Below are 16994 nucleotides of genomic sequence, written 5' to 3' on the forward strand. Positions count from 1 at the left end.
CCTGGCCGGTCGAGTCCAGTGGCCGATGCGAGCAATCGGATGACAGCAAGCCCCCCAGGTCCGAGACGACTATTGAGGCGTTGGTCTGAACCCAACGAACACCCACTTGCCGACGAACCAGAGAGCCAGGAGCAACAGCGGCGGGATGATGCCGAACAGCGCGATCCCGCCCTCATTCCGCAGGGCCGAGAAGCGCCGCTCCCAGCGCTTCTCCCAGAACCATCGCCCGACCAGATCCTGCTCGGGCTTGCCGAAGGCGGTGTAGAGGTAGAGCGACGAGCCGTCTGGGAAGTCGACAAGCTCTAAGGTCTTCTCTGTCACGCTCTCGTCGAATCCCTTCTGGTATTGGTATTCGACTTTGTCGAAGCTCGCTGGCCACTTGGCCTCGGATGGCTTCTTGAAGATTTCGGAAACGGATTTCTTGTTGTCGAACTGCTCCCAGGGCTTCACGTCCTCCTTCATCTCGGGCGCGTACTGGTAGCGCCCTCGGGTCGCGGAAGTGACATCGTCCCAGGCGATGGTCGCTGCTAGCGCGAGCCAGAGGGCCGTCGCGACAAGCCAGAGCCGGAATAGGCCCCTCGATATGTTCACGCCCTGCACGTCCGCCCCCGTCGCCCGATCCTACCTCTGTGGCGCGGTGCCGATGCGGTCGGCAAGCCCAGCGACCTCCTGGTAGATGTTTTCGAGTTCGGCGCCCGCGAGGGCCCAGGATACCGCCGTGACGAAGATCGACTTCGTGAAGAGGTCGATGGTTTTGTCCCGGACCAGCCACGACGCGAGCATGCAGTTCATGTAGGTGAATCGGAACACGAATGGCTCCCAGTCCGCGCCGGCGCCATTCTTCAGGGTGGGGAGCCATTGGATCTCGGCCACCAGGTCCCGCGGCCCGACGGTCCGAAGCTGGTCGAGATACCGCTCGCGCTGCGCCTGGGTGAGGTCGTCCCGCACGACGTGGATGAGATGCCCGGCCATCGTCACCGCGGCCACGGATTGCGGCGTCCAGCCCCGGTTGCGGCCCTCGGTGATCCACCGCTCGACATCGTCGCGCAGCGTGCGGCGGACCGAACGCTCCTTGTTCGGTAGGAGCAGGACGCCGAGGTACAGGCGTACGCGACGCCGGAATTGGTATCGCCTAAGCGCCTCGATCATCGACGTCTCGGTTCCCTCACGTCACCCAAATCGGTGGCTTCGGTGGTACCCTGAGCGAGGTCGATTGGCCATGGACACCACGGTGGCCATCACACGAAACGAGCCCCGATCCCGTTTGCTACTGGTTTGCTACCGGCCAATTTCGGGAGAGGCGTGGCGGCTGCTCTGCAGAGGGGAATGGCGGTTCAGCGTTCCTGCCACCGTCCGCTTAGAAGGCGGCTGCTCTATCCAGCTGAGCTACGGAGTCAGGGGTGCCGGCCTCCATCTACCACCCGTCTCCGGATGTGTCATCCGCCGGGAGGACCCGGCGTTTCACGCCTTCTCAACCCGGGCGCGGCAGGATCGCGTCATGCTGAAGCTCTCGCCCCCGCACACCCTCACGTTCCTCCTGTCCCTCGTGCTGATCGGGCTGGCCATCGCCAGTCTGTCGCTGCGCATCCCGATGATCGGTCCGACCGTCGTCAAGTTCAGGGTCTGGTTCTTCGTCGCCGCCTACGTCCTTCTCGCCCTCGGCGTCGTCTCGAAGCGCCTTTAGGCTCGCCCCATCGCGCCCGGTCGGGCCACGATCCTTATGCGATCCTGATAAGATCGGACCGCGCGCCCTCTCGAACCCTAACGCCATTCCCGTCCATCCTGGTGGCCGACCGGATCGATCGTGACATCGCACGTTCGATCCGCCGGACCGGATCGGACGTACCATGCTCGACATCGTCTTCCTCGCCGCCGGGCTCGCCTTCTTCGGGCTGGCCGCCGGCTATGCGCTGCTCTGCGAACGCCTCTGACACGGCTGCCTGGAGCCCCGCACCATGACCCTCGATCTGACCCTCGGCGCCCTCGTGACCCTCGGGCTGCTCGGTTACCTCGCCTACGCCCTCGTCCGCCCCGAGCGGTTCTGACGGCCGCGCCCAAAGCGATCCCCCCGGATCCTCCTCCAGGACGACGTTTCATGACACTCAACGGCTGGATTCAGGTCGCGCTGTTCTGCGCGGTCGTGCTGGCGCTCGTCAGGCCCCTCGGCGGCTACATGACGCGCGTCTTCCAGGGTGAGCGCACCCTGCTCTCTCCCGTGCTCGCCCCGGTCGAGAGGGGGCTCTACCGCCTCGCCGGTCTCGATGCCCGGGGCGAGCAGGGCTGGCGCGCCTATGCCCTCTCGATGCTGGGCTTCCATGCCCTCGGCTTTGCGGCCCTGTACGGCCTGCTGCGCCTGCAGGACGGATTGCCGCTCAACCCGGTCGGGCAAGGCACCGTGGCGCCGGATCTCGCCTTCAACACCGCGGCGAGCTTCGTCACCAACACCAACTGGCAGAATTACGCCGGCGAGAGCACGCTGTCCTATCTGTCGCAGATGCTGGGCCTGACCCACCAGAACTTCCTGTCCGCCGCCACCGGCATTGCCCTCGCGGTCGCGCTGGTCCGAGGGTTCAGCCGCGCCTCGGCTCGCACCATCGGCTCGTTCTGGGTCGATCTCACCCGCGGTACCCTCTACGTGCTGCTGCCGCTCTGCGTCCTCTACACCCTGTTTCTGGTTTCCCAGGGCGTCCCCCAGACCCTCGGACCCTCCATCGCGGCGACGACACTGGAGGGAGCGACCCAGACCCTCGCGCTCGGCCCGGTGGCGAGCCAGGTCGCCATCAAGATGCTGGGCACCAACGGCGGCGGCTTCTTCAACGCCAACGCCGCCCATCCCTTCGAGAACCCGACCGCCCTGTCGAACTTCGTCCAGATGGTCTCGATCTTCGCCCTCGGGGCGGCGATGACCAACGTCTTCGGCCGCATGGTCGGCGACGAGCGCCAGGGCTGGGCTATCCTGGGCGCTATGGGTCTGCTGTTCCTCGCCGGTGTCACGGTCGTCTACTGGGCCGAGAGCGCGGGCAGCCCCGTCCTGAACGGGCTTGGCCTGACCGGCGGCAACCTGGAGGGCAAGGAACTGCGCTTCGGCATCGTCGCCTCGGCCCTGTTCGCCGTGGTCACCACGGCCGCCTCCTGCGGTGCCGTCAACGCCATGCACGACAGCTTCACGGCGCTCGGCGGCCTGATCCCGATGATCAACATGCAGCTCGGCGAGATCATCGTCGGCGGCGTCGGCGCGGGCCTCTACGGCATGCTGGTCTTCGTCATTGTGGCGATCTTCGTGGCCGGTCTGATGGTCGGCCGTACGCCGGAATATCTCGGCAAGAAGATCGAGGGACGCGAGGTCAAGATGGCGATGCTCGCCATCCTCTGCCTGCCCCTCATGATGCTGGGCTTCACCGCCCTGGCCACCGTGGTCGCGGCCGGCCTCGCGGGACCGGCCAATGCCGGCCCGCACGGCTTCTCGGAGATCCTCTACGCCTTCACCTCGGCGGCGGCCAACAACGGCTCGGCCTTCGGCGGGCTCACCGCCAACACCGCCTTCTACAACACCACGCTCGGCCTCGGCATGCTGTTCGGGCGGTTCTTCGTCATCGTCCCGGCGCTGGCCATCGCGGGCTCGCTCGCCGCGAAGAAGACCGTGCCGGCCTCGGCCGGGACCTTCCCGACGCATGGCGGCCTGTTCGTCGGCCTGCTGGTGGGCGTGATCCTCATCGTCGGCGGACTGACCTTCTTCCCGGCGCTGGCGCTGGGGCCCATCGTCGAGCACCTCGCCGGCGGCCTTGGCCAGACCTTCGCGGCGGGCGGCTGAGATGCAGCACCTCTCGCTTCCTCACCGCGCCCCGAGGCGGTCGCCCAACCGCCGTGCGCTTTCCGCCCACCGGCCCCGTCCCCCGACCTGGGACCGGGTGCAGCGGAACCGCCGTGACCTCCGCCTCTCGGACGTCATCCTCGGCATGCTCGGGCTCACCCTGCTCGGCGCCCTCGGCATCATGGCCGGGGCGGCCCTCCTGGGCCGCGCCCTGGCTCCCTGAGCCCCGATCGGCGGCGTACCCCCGCGCCGCCAGAGATGCCTCCCCATCCAATTCGGACAACCGCAATGGCCCGCCCAAACTCCACCAGCCTCTTCAGCGCCGCCCTCGTCGGGCCGGCGCTCGTCGGCGCCCTGACCAAGCTCGACCCGCGCAAGATGATCAAGAACCCGGTCATGTTCGTGGTCGAGGTCGTGGCCGCGCTTACCACCGTCCTGTTCATCCGTGACGTCCTGACAGGCGGCGCCAACCTCGCCTTCTCCGGCCAGATCATCCTCTGGCTCTGGTTCACCGTGCTGTTCGCCAACTTCGCCGAGGCCATCGCCGAGGGGCGCGGCAAGGCCCAGGCCGACAGCCTGCGCCGGACCCGGACCGAGACCATGGCCAAGCGCCTAAAGGGCTCGGGCCGGGATTATGAGACCATCCCCGGCAACGAGCTCAAGGTCGGCGACGTGGTGCTCGTCGAGGCCGGCGACATCATCCCCTCGGACGGTGAGGTCATCCTCGGCGTCGCGTCCGTCAACGAGGCCGCCATCACCGGCGAATCCGCTCCCGTCATCCGCGAATCCGGCGGCGACCGGTCCGCGGTCACTGGCGGAACCCAGGTGCTGTCCGATGAGATCCGGGTGCGCATCACCGCCGCCGCCGGTTCGACCTTCGTCGACCGCATGATCGCCCTCGTCGAGGGCGCGTCGCGCCAGAAGACCCCGAACGAGATCGCCCTCAACATCTTGCTCGCGGGCCTGACCATCATCTTCGTTTTCGCGGTCGCCTCGATCCCGAGCTTCGCCTCCTACGCTGGCGGGTCGATCCCGCTTATCGTGCTGGTGGCGCTGTTCGTCACCCTCATCCCCACCACCATCGGCGCGCTGCTCTCGGCCATCGGCATCGCCGGCATGGACCGGCTGGTGCGCTTCAACGTGCTCGCCATGTCGGGCCGCGCCGTCGAGGCAGCGGGCGACGTCGACACGCTCCTCCTCGACAAGACCGGCACCATCACGCTGGGCAACCGCCAAGCCACGGAGTTCCGGCCCGTCCGCGGCGTGTCGGAGCAGGATCTGGCCGATGCGGCGCAACTCGCCTCCCTCGCCGACGAGACACCCGAGGGTCGCTCCATCGTGGTGCTGGCCAAGGACAAGTACGGCATTCGTGCGCGCGACATGGGAAGCCTGAACGCGACCTTCGTGCCCTTCACCGCCCAGACCCGGATGAGCGGCGTCGACCTCGACGGTTCGTCCATCCGCAAGGGCGCCGTCGACAGCATCATCGCCTCGGTAACCCAGCAGCCGATAGCCACGCGGGGCTCCAGCGCGGCACTCGCCTACAGCCCCAGCGTCGCCGACGAGACCGTGCGCGAGATCCAGGCCATCGCCGAGGACGTCGCCAAGGCCGGTGGCACCCCGCTCGCTGTCGCCCGCGATGGGCAACTCCTCGGCGTCGTCTACCTGAAGGACATCGTGAAGGGTGGCATCCGCGAGCGCTTCGCGGAACTCCGCCAGATGGGCATCCGCACGGTGATGATCACTGGCGACAATCCCATGACCGCCGCCGCCATCGCGGCGGAAGCCGGCGTCGACGATTTCCTCGCCCAGGCAACGCCAGAGGACAAGTTGGCGCTGATCCGCAAGGAGCAGTCGCAAGGAAAGCTCGTCGCCATGTGCGGCGACGGCACCAACGACGCCCCGGCCCTCGCTCAGGCCGATGTCGGAGTCGCCATGAACACCGGCACCGTCGCGGCCCGCGAGGCCGGCAACATGGTCGATCTCGACAGCGATCCGACCAAGCTCATCGAGATCGTCGGCATCGGCAAACAGCTCCTGATGACCCGCGGGGCGCTGACCACGTTCTCGATCGCCAACGACGTGGCCAAGTACTTCGCCATCATCCCGGCGATGTTCCTGACGCTGTACCCGCAGCTCCAGGCGCTCAACGTGATGGGGCTTGCCTCGCCGCAGAGCGCGATCCTCTCGGCGATCATCTTCAACGCCCTCATCATCGTTGCGCTGATCCCGCTGGCGCTCCGGGGCGTGACCTATCGGGCCGTCGGGGCCGCCGCCCTCCTGCGGCGCAACCTGCTGGTCTACGGCCTCGGCGGCATCCTCGTGCCCTTCGTCGGCATCAAGGCGATCGATCTGGCCGTGAACGCCCTCCACCTCGCCTGACCCGTCCCGCGTTCCCAACCCGAGTGGTTCCCATGCTCGCCTCGTTTCGCCCTGCCCTCGTCCTCTTCGTCCTCCTCACGGCGATCACCGGCCTCGCCTACCCGCTGGCCATGACCGGACTCGCCGCAGCGCTGTTTCCCGGGAAGGCCGCCGGCAGTCTGATCACCCGCGACGGGACCGTCGTCGGCTCCAGCTTGATCGGCCAGTCCTTCACCAGCCCGCGCTATATCCACGGCCGCCCCTCGGCGACGGTCGCCGCCGATCCGGTCGACGCGACCCGGACCGTCCCGTCGCCCTACAACGCCTCCAACTCGGCCGGCTCCAATCTCGGCCCGACCAGCGCGGCTCTGGCGGAGCGGGTGAAGGGCGACCTCGCGACCCTGACGGCGGAGAATCCCGGCGCGACCGTGCCGGTCGATCTCGTCACCGCCAGCGGTTCCGGCCTCGATCCGGACATCTCGCCCGAGGCCGCCCTGTTCCAGGTGCCGCGCGTGGCCCGCGCCCGCGGGGTGAGCGAGGACCGTGTCCGCGCCCTCGTCACCGCCCAGGTCGAGGACAGGACCCTCGGCCTCCTCGGCGAGCCGCGCGTCAATGTCCTGGCGTTGAACCTCGCTTTGGACGCCGGCCTCCGGCAATAATCCGGTCGGACCGATGCACAGGATGAGATGGCCCCGATGATGGAGGACGGACGCGAGCGCCAGCGCCCCTCCCCCGACGCGTTGCTCGACCGGGCACGCCGGGACGCGGCCGGTCGCGGGCGTCTCAAGGTCTTCCTCGGCGCCGCCCCCGGCGTCGGCAAGACCTACGAGATGCTGACCATCGGGCGGGCGCGTCTGAAGGCCGGGGCCGACGTCGTCATCGGCTTGGTGGAGACCCATGGTCGAAGCGAAACCGAGGCCCTTGTCGAAGGCTTCGAGGTGGTGCCGCGCCGTCAGGTCGGCCATTCGGGCGGCACCCTCGCGGACATGGACCTCGACGCCCTGCTCGCCCGGCGACCCGCCTTGGCGCTGGTCGATGAGCTCGCCCACACCAACGCGCCGGGCTCGCGGCACCCCAAGCGCTACCAGGACGTGGAAGAACTGCTCGATGCCGGCATCGACGTGCACACCACCCTCAATATCCAGCACGTGGAGAGCCTGAACGACGTCGTGGCCCAGATCACCCGTATCCGGGTGCGCGAGACCGTACCGGACGTCATCCTCGACCGGGCCGACGACATCGAGGTGGTGGACCTCAACCCCGCCGACCTGATCGAGCGCCTGAAGGCCGGCAAGGTCTACGAGCCCGCCCATGCGGAGCGCGCCCTGCGGCACTACTTCGTCCGTGAAAATCTGACCGCTTTGCGCGAGCTGGCCCTGCGCCGCACTGCGGACCGCGTCGACGACGAACTCCTCAGTCACATGCAGGCCAACGCCATCGCGGGGCCGTGGAGCGCCGGCGAGCGGGTGATGGTCTGTGTCAGCGAGGACCCCCGCTCGGCCGGGCTGGTGCGCTACGCCAAACGCCTCGCCGATCGTCTGCACGCGCCGTGGACCGCCGTCACCGTGGAGGGCACGCGCAGCCTCGGGTCGAGCGAGGCCGACCGCGACCGGGTCGCCGAGGCCCTGCGCCTTGCCGACCGCCTCGGGGGCGATGCCGTGACCCTGCCGGGGAGCTGGCGGGTCGCCGACGACCTGCTGGCCTATGCCCGCACCGCCAACGTCAACCACATCGTCGTCGGCAAGGCGACGCGGTCATGGTGGTTCGAGCTGGTCCACGGCTCCGTGGTGCACGATCTCGTCCGGCGCAGCGGCGTCATCAGCATCCACGTCGTCGCCGGCGAGATGGCCGCTGCCCCTGCCTCCGCCAGACCGGTGGCGACCGCTCCGGCCAGGACAGGCTTCAACGGGGCAGGTTTCAACGGGGCAGGCTTCGACAGGACAGGCTTCGACAGGGCCGGCTACGGCTTCGCCGCGCTGGCGACGCTGGCCGGCCTCGGCCTCGCGCTGGCGCTGAAGCCCTATCTCGGAGTCGAGAACGCCGACCTGTTCCTGCTGACGGCGGTGGTGGCGGTGGCGGCGCGCTTCGGCCTGTGGCCCTCGCTCGCCGCCGTGGTCGCCGCCTCGCTGGCCTACAACTTCTTCTTCCTGCCCCCGGTCTACACCTTCACCATCGCCGACCCGACCAACGTCGCGGCCTTCCTGCTCTTCACCCTGGTGGCGGTTCTGGTCTCGAACCTCGCTGCGCGGGCCCGCACGGTCGCGGTCATCAGCCAGCGCCGGGCGCGGGCGACGGAGCGCCTCTACGGCTTCAGCCGCAAGCTCTCGGGCTGCGGCACCCTCGACGACGTGCTCTGGGCCACCTCGGCCCAGATCGCCACGATGCTGCGGGTGCGGGTGGTGCTGCTGCTGCCCGAGGGTGATTCGATCGCGGTGCGGGCCGGCTATCCGCCCGAGGACCGGCTCGACGCGGCCGATCTCGCGGCTGCGCGCTGGGCCTTCGCCAACGACCGGCCGGCGGGGCGCGGCGCCGACACCCTCCCGGGCGCCCGCCGCCTGTTCCTGCCAGCACGGACCGGCCGCGGACCCATCGGCGTCATCGGCCTCGATGCCGACGGCACCGGGCCGATCCTGACCCCCGAGGATCGCCGCCTGTTCGACGCCCTGGCGGATATGGGGGCGCTCGCCATCGAGCGGGTCCGGCTGGTGGAGGACCTGGCGCGGGCGGCGCGCGACGCCGAGACGGACCGGCTGCGCCAGGCCCTGCTCACCTCGATCTCGCACGATCTGCGGACCCCGCTCGCCGCGGTCCTCGGCGCAGCCACCACCCTGCGAGACCTCGACACCGTGCTGGACCCCGAGGCCAAGGTCGACCTGCTGGCGACGGTCATCGCCGAATCCGAGCGGCTGAACCGCTTCATCGTCAACTTGCTCGACATGACCCGGCTCGAGGCCGGCGCGGTGGCGGCCAACCTCACGCCGCAGGACGTCGCCGAGATCGTCGACACCGCCCTTCGCCGTCTTGGCGCGATCCTCGGCGGACACCGGGTGGTGCTCGATCTTCCCGATGCCCTGCCGGCCCTCCGCCTCGATCCCGTCCTGTTCGAGCAGGTGCTGGTCAACCTCCTGGACAACGCGGCGAAATACGCGCCCGCGGGCTCGACCGTGACGGTCGCGGCCGGCGTGATGTCCGAGTGCGCCGGCGGCCCGATGCGCGTTCGCCTCCAGGTGCTGGACGAGGGCGAAGGTCTGCCCGAGGGCGAGGAGGAGCGGGTGTTCGACAAGTTCTATCGGGTGCGCAAGGCCGACAGCGTGCGGGCCGGGACCGGCCTCGGCCTTGCCATCGCGCGCGGCTTCGTCGAGGCGATGGGTGGGACCCTGAGCGCGGCCAACCGCCCGGATCGCGCCGGTGCCGTCTTCACTCTCGTGCTGCCGGTTCCGGTCGACGGCGGCCGCGCACCGGACATTGCCGCATGAGTCGCGCCCGATGAGATTCACCGCATGAGCCTCACCGCATGAGATTCGCCACATGAGATCCGCCGCATGAGCCTCGGCATCCTGGTGGTCGACGACGAGCCGCCCATCCGCAAGCTCCTCCGCACCGGGCTGGCGACGCAGGGCTACACCGTGTTCGAGGCGCCGAACGCCCGCACGGCCCTCGACATTCTGGCGCGCGAGACCATCGCGCTGATCATCCTCGATCTCGGCCTGCCGGACATGCGGGGGCACGATCTCCTGCGCCGCATCCGCGCGGACCACCGCGACCTGCCCGTCGTGGTTCTGTCGAGTCGCGACGACGAGTCCGGCAAGGTCGAGGCCCTCGATCTCGGCGCCGACGACTATGTCACCAAACCGTTCGGCATGGGCGAACTCCTCGCCCGCCTGCGGGCGGCCCTGCGTCACCAGCTCGCGGTCCAGGGCGAGCGCGCCGTGTTCGCGGTCGACGGCCTCAGCGTCGACCTCGTGCGCCGCATCGTCCGCGTCCACGGGGCCGAGGTGAAGCTGACCCCGCGGGAATACGATTTCCTGCGCGTCCTGGTCCAGCATGCCGGCAAGGCCTTGACCCATGCCCAGCTGATGAACGCGGTCTCGACCTCGTCCGACCCGCAATACCTGCGGGTCTACATGCGCCAGCTTCGCCAGAAGCTGGAGGCCGATCCGGAGCGCCCGCGGATCCTGCTCACCGAGACGGGCGTGGGCTACCGGCTGCGCGCCCCCGACGACGAGGGCGGTCCGGCCCGCTGATCGAGGGCGACGGCGCTGGTCCCGCCGAGATGCAGTTCGACGCCGTCGGCCGCGATCCGCACTGCGTCCGGCCGGTGGGCCGTGGCATCGACCGCGTAATGCAGCGCGTCCTGGCGGCTGCGGAACAGGCCTCCGGCGCGGCCGTGGATCTCGGCGGCGACCCAGCATCCCTGCCGGTCCTGGCCGATGACGAAGCACGACGTGCCCCCGTCGATGTCCGGAAGCGCGGGGGCCGGAGGGATGAGCGAAGCGGGCATGGGCGTTCGGGGCTTGCGCGATCCATCCTCGGGACCGCCCGCCTGAACTGCACCCGGACGCGTGAGGATTCGAGCGGGTGTCCGGCCGCGTTTCATGAGCGTTCCATCAGGATCGCGATCGAGCAGCTTGCCTCGGTGGCGGGTTCGGGAAGGCCCGTGGCTGCCTGTCACGGGCCGTCCGCCCGGTAACCTATGTGGTTTGCAGGCCGAGCCGGGTTCCGCACCATGTCGGGGCGTGGCGGCGCCGGGGCCGTGCGGTCGGACCCGGTGACTCAGGACCGCGTGCACGGGTTTTCGGTCCCTCGCTTCTGCCCCTCCGCCGCTCCGCCGCCGACCGGGCCACCCCTCACCGCGAGCCGTTCCATGAAGTTTTTCGTTTCGTGAAGACCCCACCGGCGCACGCGGCGGAGCTGACCCTGCGTGGTCTGCTCCTCGGCGCCGTGATCACCGTCGTGTTCATGACGGCGAACCTCTACATGGGCTTGAAGACCGGGGTGACGTTCTCGACCTCCATCCCGGCTGCGATGCTGTCGATGGGCGTGCTGCGGCTGGTGGGCAACGCCAACATCTTCGAGAACAACATCGTCCAGACCCAGGCTTCGGCGGCCGGCACCCTGTGCAACGTCATCCTGGTGCTGCCCGGGCTCGTGCTGATCGGCCACTGGAGCGACTTCCCCTATTGGCAGACCACCGGCCTCTGCCTGATCGGCGGGCTTCTGGGAATCGCGTACTCGATCCCCCTGCGCCGTGCCCTGGTGATGGGCGCCGGCCTGCCCTACCCGGAAGGAACGGCGGCAGCCGAGGTGCTGCGCGCGGGCGACAGCTCCGGCGATGCGGCGCCCCGCGGCGGCCTGCGTCCGCTCCTCGGCGCGGCGGCGCTGGCGGGCCTCGTCGGGCTGTCCACCACGGGCTTCCGGGTCCTGGCCGACGGGATGCACGCCACCGTGGCGGCCGGGTCGGCGCTGTTTCGGTTCGGCACCGGCTTTTCCCTGGCCCTGGTCGGCGTCGGCTACCTCGTCGGGCTCGGCGCCTGCCTCGCCCTTCTCACCGGCGTCGCCATCGCGTGGGGTGTCGCCGTGCCGGTCCTCACCGCGTTGGGGTCCGCCTCCGGCGCGGGCGCGGATGCCGCCGCGCGGGCGGTCTGGTCGGATCAGGTCCGGCTGATCGGGGCCGGCATCATCGCGGTCGGCGCCCTCTGGACGGTGGCGAGTCTCGCCCGCCAGATTGCCGGCAGCATGAAGGCCGCCTTCGCGAGCGCGCGGACGGGCGGCGCCGAGATCCCCCGCCAGGAACGCGACCTGCCGATCACCTGGGTGGCGGGCGCGACCCTGGGCCTCGCCGCCCTTCTGGCCGGGCTGTTCTGGATCTTCGCTTCGGGTGCCGATCTCGGGGCGCTGCACATCGCCGTGGTCGCGGTCGCGACCGTGTTCGCCGTGCTGTTCGGCTTCCTGATGGCGGCGGCCTGCGGCTACCTCGCCGGGCTCCTCGGCTCGTCGAGCAGCCCGATCTCCGGCATCGGCATTCTCACCACTCTGGTCACCGCGCTGCTGATCCCCCTCTTGATCGGGCGCTCCGCCGGGCCGGAGGGCGACCGCTTCGTCATCGGGCTGGCGCTGCTCCTCGCCGCCGTCGTGGTGACGACGGCCTCGATCGCCAACGACAATCTGCAGGACCTCAAGACCGGGCAGCTCGTCGATGCCACCCCCTGGCGCCAACAGGTGGCCCTGATGGCCGGGGTCACGGTCGGCGCCCTGGTCATCGCCCCCCTGCTGTCGCTGCTGTATCAGGCCTACGGCTTCGCGCAGGCGCTGCCCCGGCCCGGGATGGAGCCGGGCAACGCCCTGCCGGCGCCGCAAGCCGCCCTGATGACCCAGATCGCCAGCGGCATCGTCCACGGTGAGTTGCCCTGGACGATGGTGCTGGTCGGCGCCGCCCTCGGCGTCGTCTTCGTGGTGATCGAGACGCTCCTGCGCCGGCGCGAGCTTTCCTTCCCGGCCCTGACGGTGGGAATCGGCATCTACCTGCCCTTGGAAGTGGTGGTGACGATCGCCGTCGGGGGCGTGATCGGCTGGCTGGCGCGCCGCCGGCTCCGCGCCGGGCCAGGCTCCGACGAGGCCGAGACCCTGGCCCGGCGCCGGGGCGTTCTGATCGCGTCCGGCTTCCTGGTCGGCGAGAGCATCGGCGGCGTCCTGCTCGCCGCCGCCGACACCCTGTCGGGGCGCAGCTCGTCCCTCGTGCTCGTCGGACCCGATTTCGCGCCGGTGGCGACCGGTCTCGGCGCCGTGGTCTTCGCCGCGATCGTCCTCGGCTTCCAACACTTGGTGTCCCGTGCGCCGCCGGCGTGACGGACGCGGGCTCCCGTCCCCGATGAGGCATCGCATGACCGCTCCGGTTAGCCCTTCGCCCCTTGGCCCCGGAAGCGCCGTCCCCGGCCCGGACGCGCCTCGCTTCCCCATCGCGGCCGGCTTGCTGTTCGGCCTCGGCCTCGGTGGCTTCTTCGACGGCATCGTCCTGCATCAGGTGTTGCAATGGCACCATATGCTCAGCAGCTGGTACCCGATCACCACCATCGAGAACCTCGAGCGCAACACCCTGTGGGACGGGATCTTCCACAGCGCCACCTACGTGTTCGTGGTGCTCGGCCTGTTCCTGCTGTGGCGCAGCGCCCATCGGCGCCACCTGCGCTGGTCGAACCGGCAGTTCGCCGGGACCCTTCTGATGGGCTGGGGCCTGTTCAACACCCTCGAGGGACTGATCGACCACCAGATCCTCGGCGTCCACCACGTCAACGAACGGGTGCCGCCCACGCAGTGGCTCGCGTGGGATCTCGGCTTCCTGGCCTGGGGTCTCGTGATGCTGATCGTCGGGTTCGTTCTTGTTCGGAATGCCCGCGCGTGATGCCGCCCCGGACCTTTCGGGTGATCATCCCCTGGCGGGGGAGCCTGCCCTGGCAGGCGGTCCTGCCCTGGCTGGCGCTCGCGGCCGGACTTGTCCTGGCGACGCTTCCGGTCTGGCGTCCCCTGCTCTTCGGCCGGGATCTCAGCCTCGACGACCTGCTGACCCTCCGGTGTCTCGGCGTGTGAGTGTTTCGCGGCCCGAGCTTGACCCGGGTGCCGCCGCGCGGGAAGGCACGGCACCGAACCGGCGCCCCCGCCCGAATTCCCGCTTACCCCCAGGATTGCCCCGATGGCCACGCCGCGAGACCTCAAGGTGCAGATGGCTGGCGAGACCCGCGCTCGCGAACGAGCCCAAGCCCTGGCCGCCACGCAGGCTGCAAAGGCGCAGCGGGCCGAGATCGCGGCGCGCGCCGCGGAGGCCGAGCGCGACGAATGGAAGGCCCGGGCGCTCGCCGCCGAGGCGGAACTGGCCCGCCTCAAACCGGCCTAAGCGCGAGCGCGTCAAGCAAGCTGGACCGTTCGTCTCCACATCGCACCGGTTCGGTCTCGGTGATGCTTTGTCGCGGACTGGTCTATAACAAATGCCAACCCGTTATGCGGAACAGGAGCCCAGCTTCTGATCTTCTCGTGACGACAGCGAATGCATTCGCGACGACGAGGAGATCTTCCACGTGACCATCGATACGCGCGAAATTTACGTGACCGCCCTGAAGAATACCCATGCGCTCGAGATGCAGGCGCTCCAGATCATGGAGCGTCAGGTCGAGCGTCTGCAGCGCTATCCCGAAATGGAGCAGGCCCTGCGCCGCCATATCGAGGAGACCCACGGTCAGCGTACCCGGATCGAGGAGACCCACGGTCAGCGTACCCGGATCGAGGAGGCCTTGCACAGCCTCTCGGAAAGTCCCTCGACCATCAAGGAGGGCGTGCTGGGCTTCGTCGGCAACACGATGGCCCTCGGCCATACGCCGGCGCAGGACGAGATCCTGAAGAACGCCTACGCCAACCACGCCTTCGAGAATTTCGAGATCGCCGCCTACGAATCGCTGATCGCCATCGGCGAGGCGGCTGGGCAGCAGACCGCCCTCACGGGCTTCCAGCAATCGCTCCGCGAGGAGGAAGCGATGGCCCGCAAGGTGCGGGAACTCGTGCGCCCGACCACGCTGCGCTACATCGACCTGACCACGGCGGGCGAGAAGGCGGACCGCTGATCCGGCCTGCGGTATTTGGGTACCGCATGCCCGAAACGCTTCGAATAATTGCGCTTTTCGGGTTTTCGAGGACCCAAAACCTGAACGAAGCGGGTTGACGAATCCGATGCATGTCCCTAGAGGAACCGTCAACGCCGCCGCGTCCCGCACGCGGCGGCGCATCGTTTTGTTCAGACACCATACGGAACGCCACGGGATGAAGACCTTTTCTCTGAAGCCCGCCGACGTCGACAAGAAGTGGATCATCGTCGATGCGGAGGGCCTGGTCGTCGGCCGGCTCGCCTCCATCGTCGCCATGCGCCTGCGCGGCAAGCACAAGCCCGCGTATACGCCCCACGTCGATTGCGGCGACAACGTCATCGTCATCAATGCCGAGAAGGTGAAGTTCACCGGCCGCAAGCGCGAGCAGAAGGTGTACTATCACCACACCGGCTACCCGGGCGGCATCAAGGAGCGCACGGCCAAGTTCATCCTCGACGGTCGCTTCCCCGAGCGCGTCGTGGAGAAGGCCGTCGAGCGCATGCTCCCGCGTGGTCCCCTCTTCCGCCAGATCATGGGCAACCTCCGGGTCTATAAGGGCTCCGAGCATCCCCACACCGCCCAGCAGCCGCAGGCGCTCGACCTCGGCAGCCTCAACCGCAAGAACGTGAGCGCTTGATCATGGCGACCCTTCAGTCCCTCTCCGACCTGAACCGCGCGAACGTCGAGTCGCCGGAGAACGCCGCTCCGGTCCACGTCCAGAAGCTCGATGCCCAGGGCCGCGCCTACGCCACCGGCAAGCGCAAGGACGCGGTCGCCCGCGTCTGGATCAAGCCCGGCACCGGCAAGGTCGTGGTCAACGGCCGCGCCGTCGAGGTGTATTTCGCCCGTCCGGTGCTGCGCATGATCCTGCGTCAGCCGCTCACCATCGCCAACCGCGTCGACCAGTACGACATCACCGTCTCGGTGCATGGCGGCGGTCTCTCGGGTCAGGCCGGCGCCGTGCGCCACGGCCTGTCCAAGGCGCTGACCTACTACGAGCCGGAGCTGCGCGCTCCGCTGAAGCGCGAGGGCTTCCTGACCCGCGACAGCCGCGTGGTCGAGCGCAAGAAGTACGGCCGCAAGAAGGCTCGCCGCAGCTTCCAGTTCTCGAAGCGCTGAGGCGCTCCGTCACGATGTATCTGGGCAGGGCGGCTTCGGCCGCCCTTTCCTTTTGAGCCGCCGCCTTTTGAGCCGCCGCAGAGAGACACGGATCCCCATGGCGAAGCCCTTCCGACGCGTCACCCGGCCCGACGCCTCCGCCGTCACCCTCTGCCTCGCGGAAACCGGCGGCGCGCAGACGGGTGAGGTCCAGCTCGCCGACGGCCGCTTGTTCAGCACCACCGGCGCCATGCCCATCGCGCAGGCCTTCGGGGTGGCCGTCCACGTCGCCAACGAGGGCGGCCTGGAGATCGTGGTGATCGATCCCCAGAACCTGTGGAAGCCCTCCTGGGGTGATTTGATCGCCTGACGGTGTCGGAGGCCTGATCGGTCAGGCGTGCAGGGCGTGCTCCAGTTCGCCCTTCGACATCTTCGAGCGGCCGGGAATGTTCTTGTCCCGGGCCGCCTTCATCAGGTCCGCCTTGGTCCGGCCTGATCCCGCATGGGTCGATTTCCGTGCCGCGGCGGTCTTCTTCGCGACGTCGGCCGGCTGCTTGGAGAACTGCTTGCCCTTGGCCGAATCAGCCTGCTTCTTCCGGGTCGAGCGGTCGTACTCGGATTCCGACACGGACTCGCGGGCCTTCTTCGGCAGGTAGCGTTCACCGGTCTCGCCGCTCTTCTCGCCGGACTTCGTGTCCCACTCCTCCTCGGTCCACTGCTTCAGGTGGTTGTCCTCGGACTTCTTGCCCTTATAGCCGCCGCCGGCGTCCTTGTAGGCCTTGGTGGCCGCTTGGGCCTTGCGCGCCGACCATTGGCCCGGCTTGCCGCCCTTGTCCGAGTCCGTAACCTGCTTCTTCACCTTGTCCCAGAGCTTGGGATCGGTCTTTTCCGCGCTGGCTGACATCTGCATGACCTCGATGGAACGTCTCGTCATGCCTCAACCGGTCGGTCGCGCGCCCCGTTCCAGGTCCGGGACCGCGATACACAGGCTTGATCGACTGTCATCATGCGTTAGTCGCGCGGGGGCCAAGACATTGACTTGAGGAAGCGTCCCGGCCACGTCGCTCCGGCAGGTCGGCGCAGGATCATTCCGC

Annotated in this window: 20 protein-coding genes; 16 read left to right on the forward strand and 4 right to left on the reverse strand. The window is 68.9% G+C overall.

Going from position 1 to position 16994, the window contains the following annotated elements:
- Positions 1-69 precede the first annotated feature (69 nt).
- Positions 70-591, reverse strand: coding sequence for a hypothetical protein (locus ACV7NL_RS20510; RefSeq protein WP_463356726.1), 522 nt, complete (start codon positions 589-591; stop codon positions 70-72).
- Between the two features lie 30 nt (positions 592-621).
- Positions 622-1149, reverse strand: coding sequence for a hypothetical protein (locus ACV7NL_RS20515; protein ID WP_463356727.1), 528 nt, complete (start codon positions 1147-1149; stop codon positions 622-624).
- Positions 1150-1498: 349 nt separating this feature from the next.
- Here ACV7NL_RS20515 and ACV7NL_RS20520 point away from each other — a divergent pair, with 349 nt between their 5' ends.
- From ACV7NL_RS20520 to ACV7NL_RS20555, 8 genes are all read left to right on the forward strand, one after another.
- Positions 1499-1684 carry a hypothetical protein gene (locus ACV7NL_RS20520; protein WP_463356728.1) on the forward strand — a complete coding sequence of 62 codons (186 nt, stop codon included), beginning with the start codon at positions 1499-1501 and terminating at the stop codon, positions 1682-1684.
- A 271-nt stretch (positions 1685-1955) separates the two neighbouring features.
- Positions 1956-2045, forward strand: coding sequence for a K(+)-transporting ATPase subunit F (locus ACV7NL_RS20525; protein ID WP_056184556.1), 90 nt, complete (start codon positions 1956-1958; stop codon positions 2043-2045).
- A gap of 50 nt (positions 2046-2095) precedes the next feature.
- Positions 2096-3811, forward strand: a complete 1716-nt coding sequence (gene kdpA / locus ACV7NL_RS20530; protein WP_463356729.1) for a potassium-transporting ATPase subunit KdpA — start codon at positions 2096-2098, stop codon at positions 3809-3811.
- A 97-nt stretch (positions 3812-3908) separates the two neighbouring features.
- Positions 3909-4034, forward strand: coding sequence for a hypothetical protein (locus tag ACV7NL_RS20535; RefSeq protein ID WP_463356730.1), 126 nt, complete (start codon positions 3909-3911; stop codon positions 4032-4034).
- A gap of 65 nt (positions 4035-4099) precedes the next feature.
- Entirely contained in the window at positions 4100-6193 is a 2094-nt protein-coding gene (kdpB, locus tag ACV7NL_RS20540; protein WP_463356731.1) for a potassium-transporting ATPase subunit KdpB, read from the forward strand.
- Between the two features lie 32 nt (positions 6194-6225).
- Complete coding sequence (locus tag ACV7NL_RS20545) at positions 6226-6831, forward strand: K(+)-transporting ATPase subunit C (RefSeq protein ID WP_247636477.1); 606 nt, start codon at positions 6226-6228, stop codon at positions 6829-6831.
- 36 nt (positions 6832-6867) lie between these two features.
- A complete protein-coding gene (locus ACV7NL_RS20550) occupies positions 6868-9648 on the forward strand; it encodes a DUF4118 domain-containing protein (RefSeq protein ID WP_463357178.1) in 2781 nt (926 codons plus the stop codon).
- Positions 9649-9714: 66 nt separating this feature from the next.
- Positions 9715-10416 carry a response regulator gene (locus tag ACV7NL_RS20555; protein WP_056184566.1) on the forward strand — a complete coding sequence of 234 codons (702 nt, stop codon included), beginning with the start codon at positions 9715-9717 and terminating at the stop codon, positions 10414-10416.
- Here ACV7NL_RS20555 and ACV7NL_RS20560 read toward each other — a convergent pair.
- Entirely contained in the window at positions 10371-10673 is a 303-nt protein-coding gene (locus ACV7NL_RS20560) for an RAG2 PHD domain containing protein (protein ID WP_338011506.1), read from the reverse strand. The genes ACV7NL_RS20555 and ACV7NL_RS20560 overlap by 46 nt on opposite strands.
- Positions 10674-11053: 380 nt before the next feature.
- Here ACV7NL_RS20560 and ACV7NL_RS20565 point away from each other — a divergent pair, with 380 nt between their 5' ends.
- The 8 genes from ACV7NL_RS20565 to ACV7NL_RS20600 all read left to right on the forward strand — a co-directional run bounded on the left by ACV7NL_RS20565 (position 11054) and on the right by ACV7NL_RS20600 (position 16270).
- The gene (locus ACV7NL_RS20565) at positions 11054-13018 is read left to right on the forward strand and encodes an OPT family oligopeptide transporter (protein WP_463356732.1); all 1965 of its coding nucleotides are present in this window, start codon (positions 11054-11056) and stop codon (positions 13016-13018) included.
- Between the two features lie 34 nt (positions 13019-13052).
- Positions 13053-13571 (forward strand): DUF2243 domain-containing protein, encoded by a 519-nt coding sequence (locus ACV7NL_RS20570; RefSeq protein WP_463356733.1) that lies wholly within the window; start codon positions 13053-13055, stop codon positions 13569-13571.
- Complete coding sequence (locus tag ACV7NL_RS20575) at positions 13571-13756, forward strand: hypothetical protein (protein ID WP_463357179.1); 186 nt, start codon at positions 13571-13573, stop codon at positions 13754-13756. The genes ACV7NL_RS20570 and ACV7NL_RS20575 overlap by 1 nt, the downstream gene beginning before the upstream one ends.
- A 103-nt stretch (positions 13757-13859) precedes the next feature.
- Positions 13860-14060, forward strand: a complete 201-nt coding sequence (locus tag ACV7NL_RS20580; RefSeq protein WP_056184573.1) for a hypothetical protein — start codon at positions 13860-13862, stop codon at positions 14058-14060.
- A gap of 181 nt (positions 14061-14241) precedes the next feature.
- Positions 14242-14781, forward strand: a complete 540-nt coding sequence (locus tag ACV7NL_RS20585; protein WP_463356734.1) for a ferritin-like domain-containing protein — start codon at positions 14242-14244, stop codon at positions 14779-14781.
- A gap of 196 nt (positions 14782-14977) precedes the next feature.
- A complete protein-coding gene (rplM, locus tag ACV7NL_RS20590) occupies positions 14978-15439 on the forward strand; it encodes a 50S ribosomal protein L13 (RefSeq protein WP_463356735.1) in 462 nt (153 codons plus the stop codon).
- Positions 15440-15441: 2 nt separating this feature from the next.
- Positions 15442-15921, forward strand: a complete 480-nt coding sequence (rpsI, locus tag ACV7NL_RS20595; RefSeq protein WP_056184579.1) for a 30S ribosomal protein S9 — start codon at positions 15442-15444, stop codon at positions 15919-15921.
- Positions 15922-16018: 97 nt separating this feature from the next.
- Positions 16019-16270 (forward strand): hypothetical protein, encoded by a 252-nt coding sequence (locus tag ACV7NL_RS20600; RefSeq protein ID WP_463356736.1) that lies wholly within the window; start codon positions 16019-16021, stop codon positions 16268-16270.
- Positions 16271-16291: 21 nt separating this feature from the next.
- Here ACV7NL_RS20600 and ACV7NL_RS20605 read toward each other — a convergent pair whose 3' ends face one another.
- Positions 16292-16804: a hypothetical protein gene (locus ACV7NL_RS20605; RefSeq protein WP_056184638.1), complete on the reverse strand. Its 513-nt coding sequence runs from the start codon at positions 16802-16804 to the stop codon at positions 16292-16294.
- Positions 16805-16994: the final 190 nt, after the last annotated feature.

This window comes from Methylobacterium sp. Ger2507 (assembly GCF_055231875.1).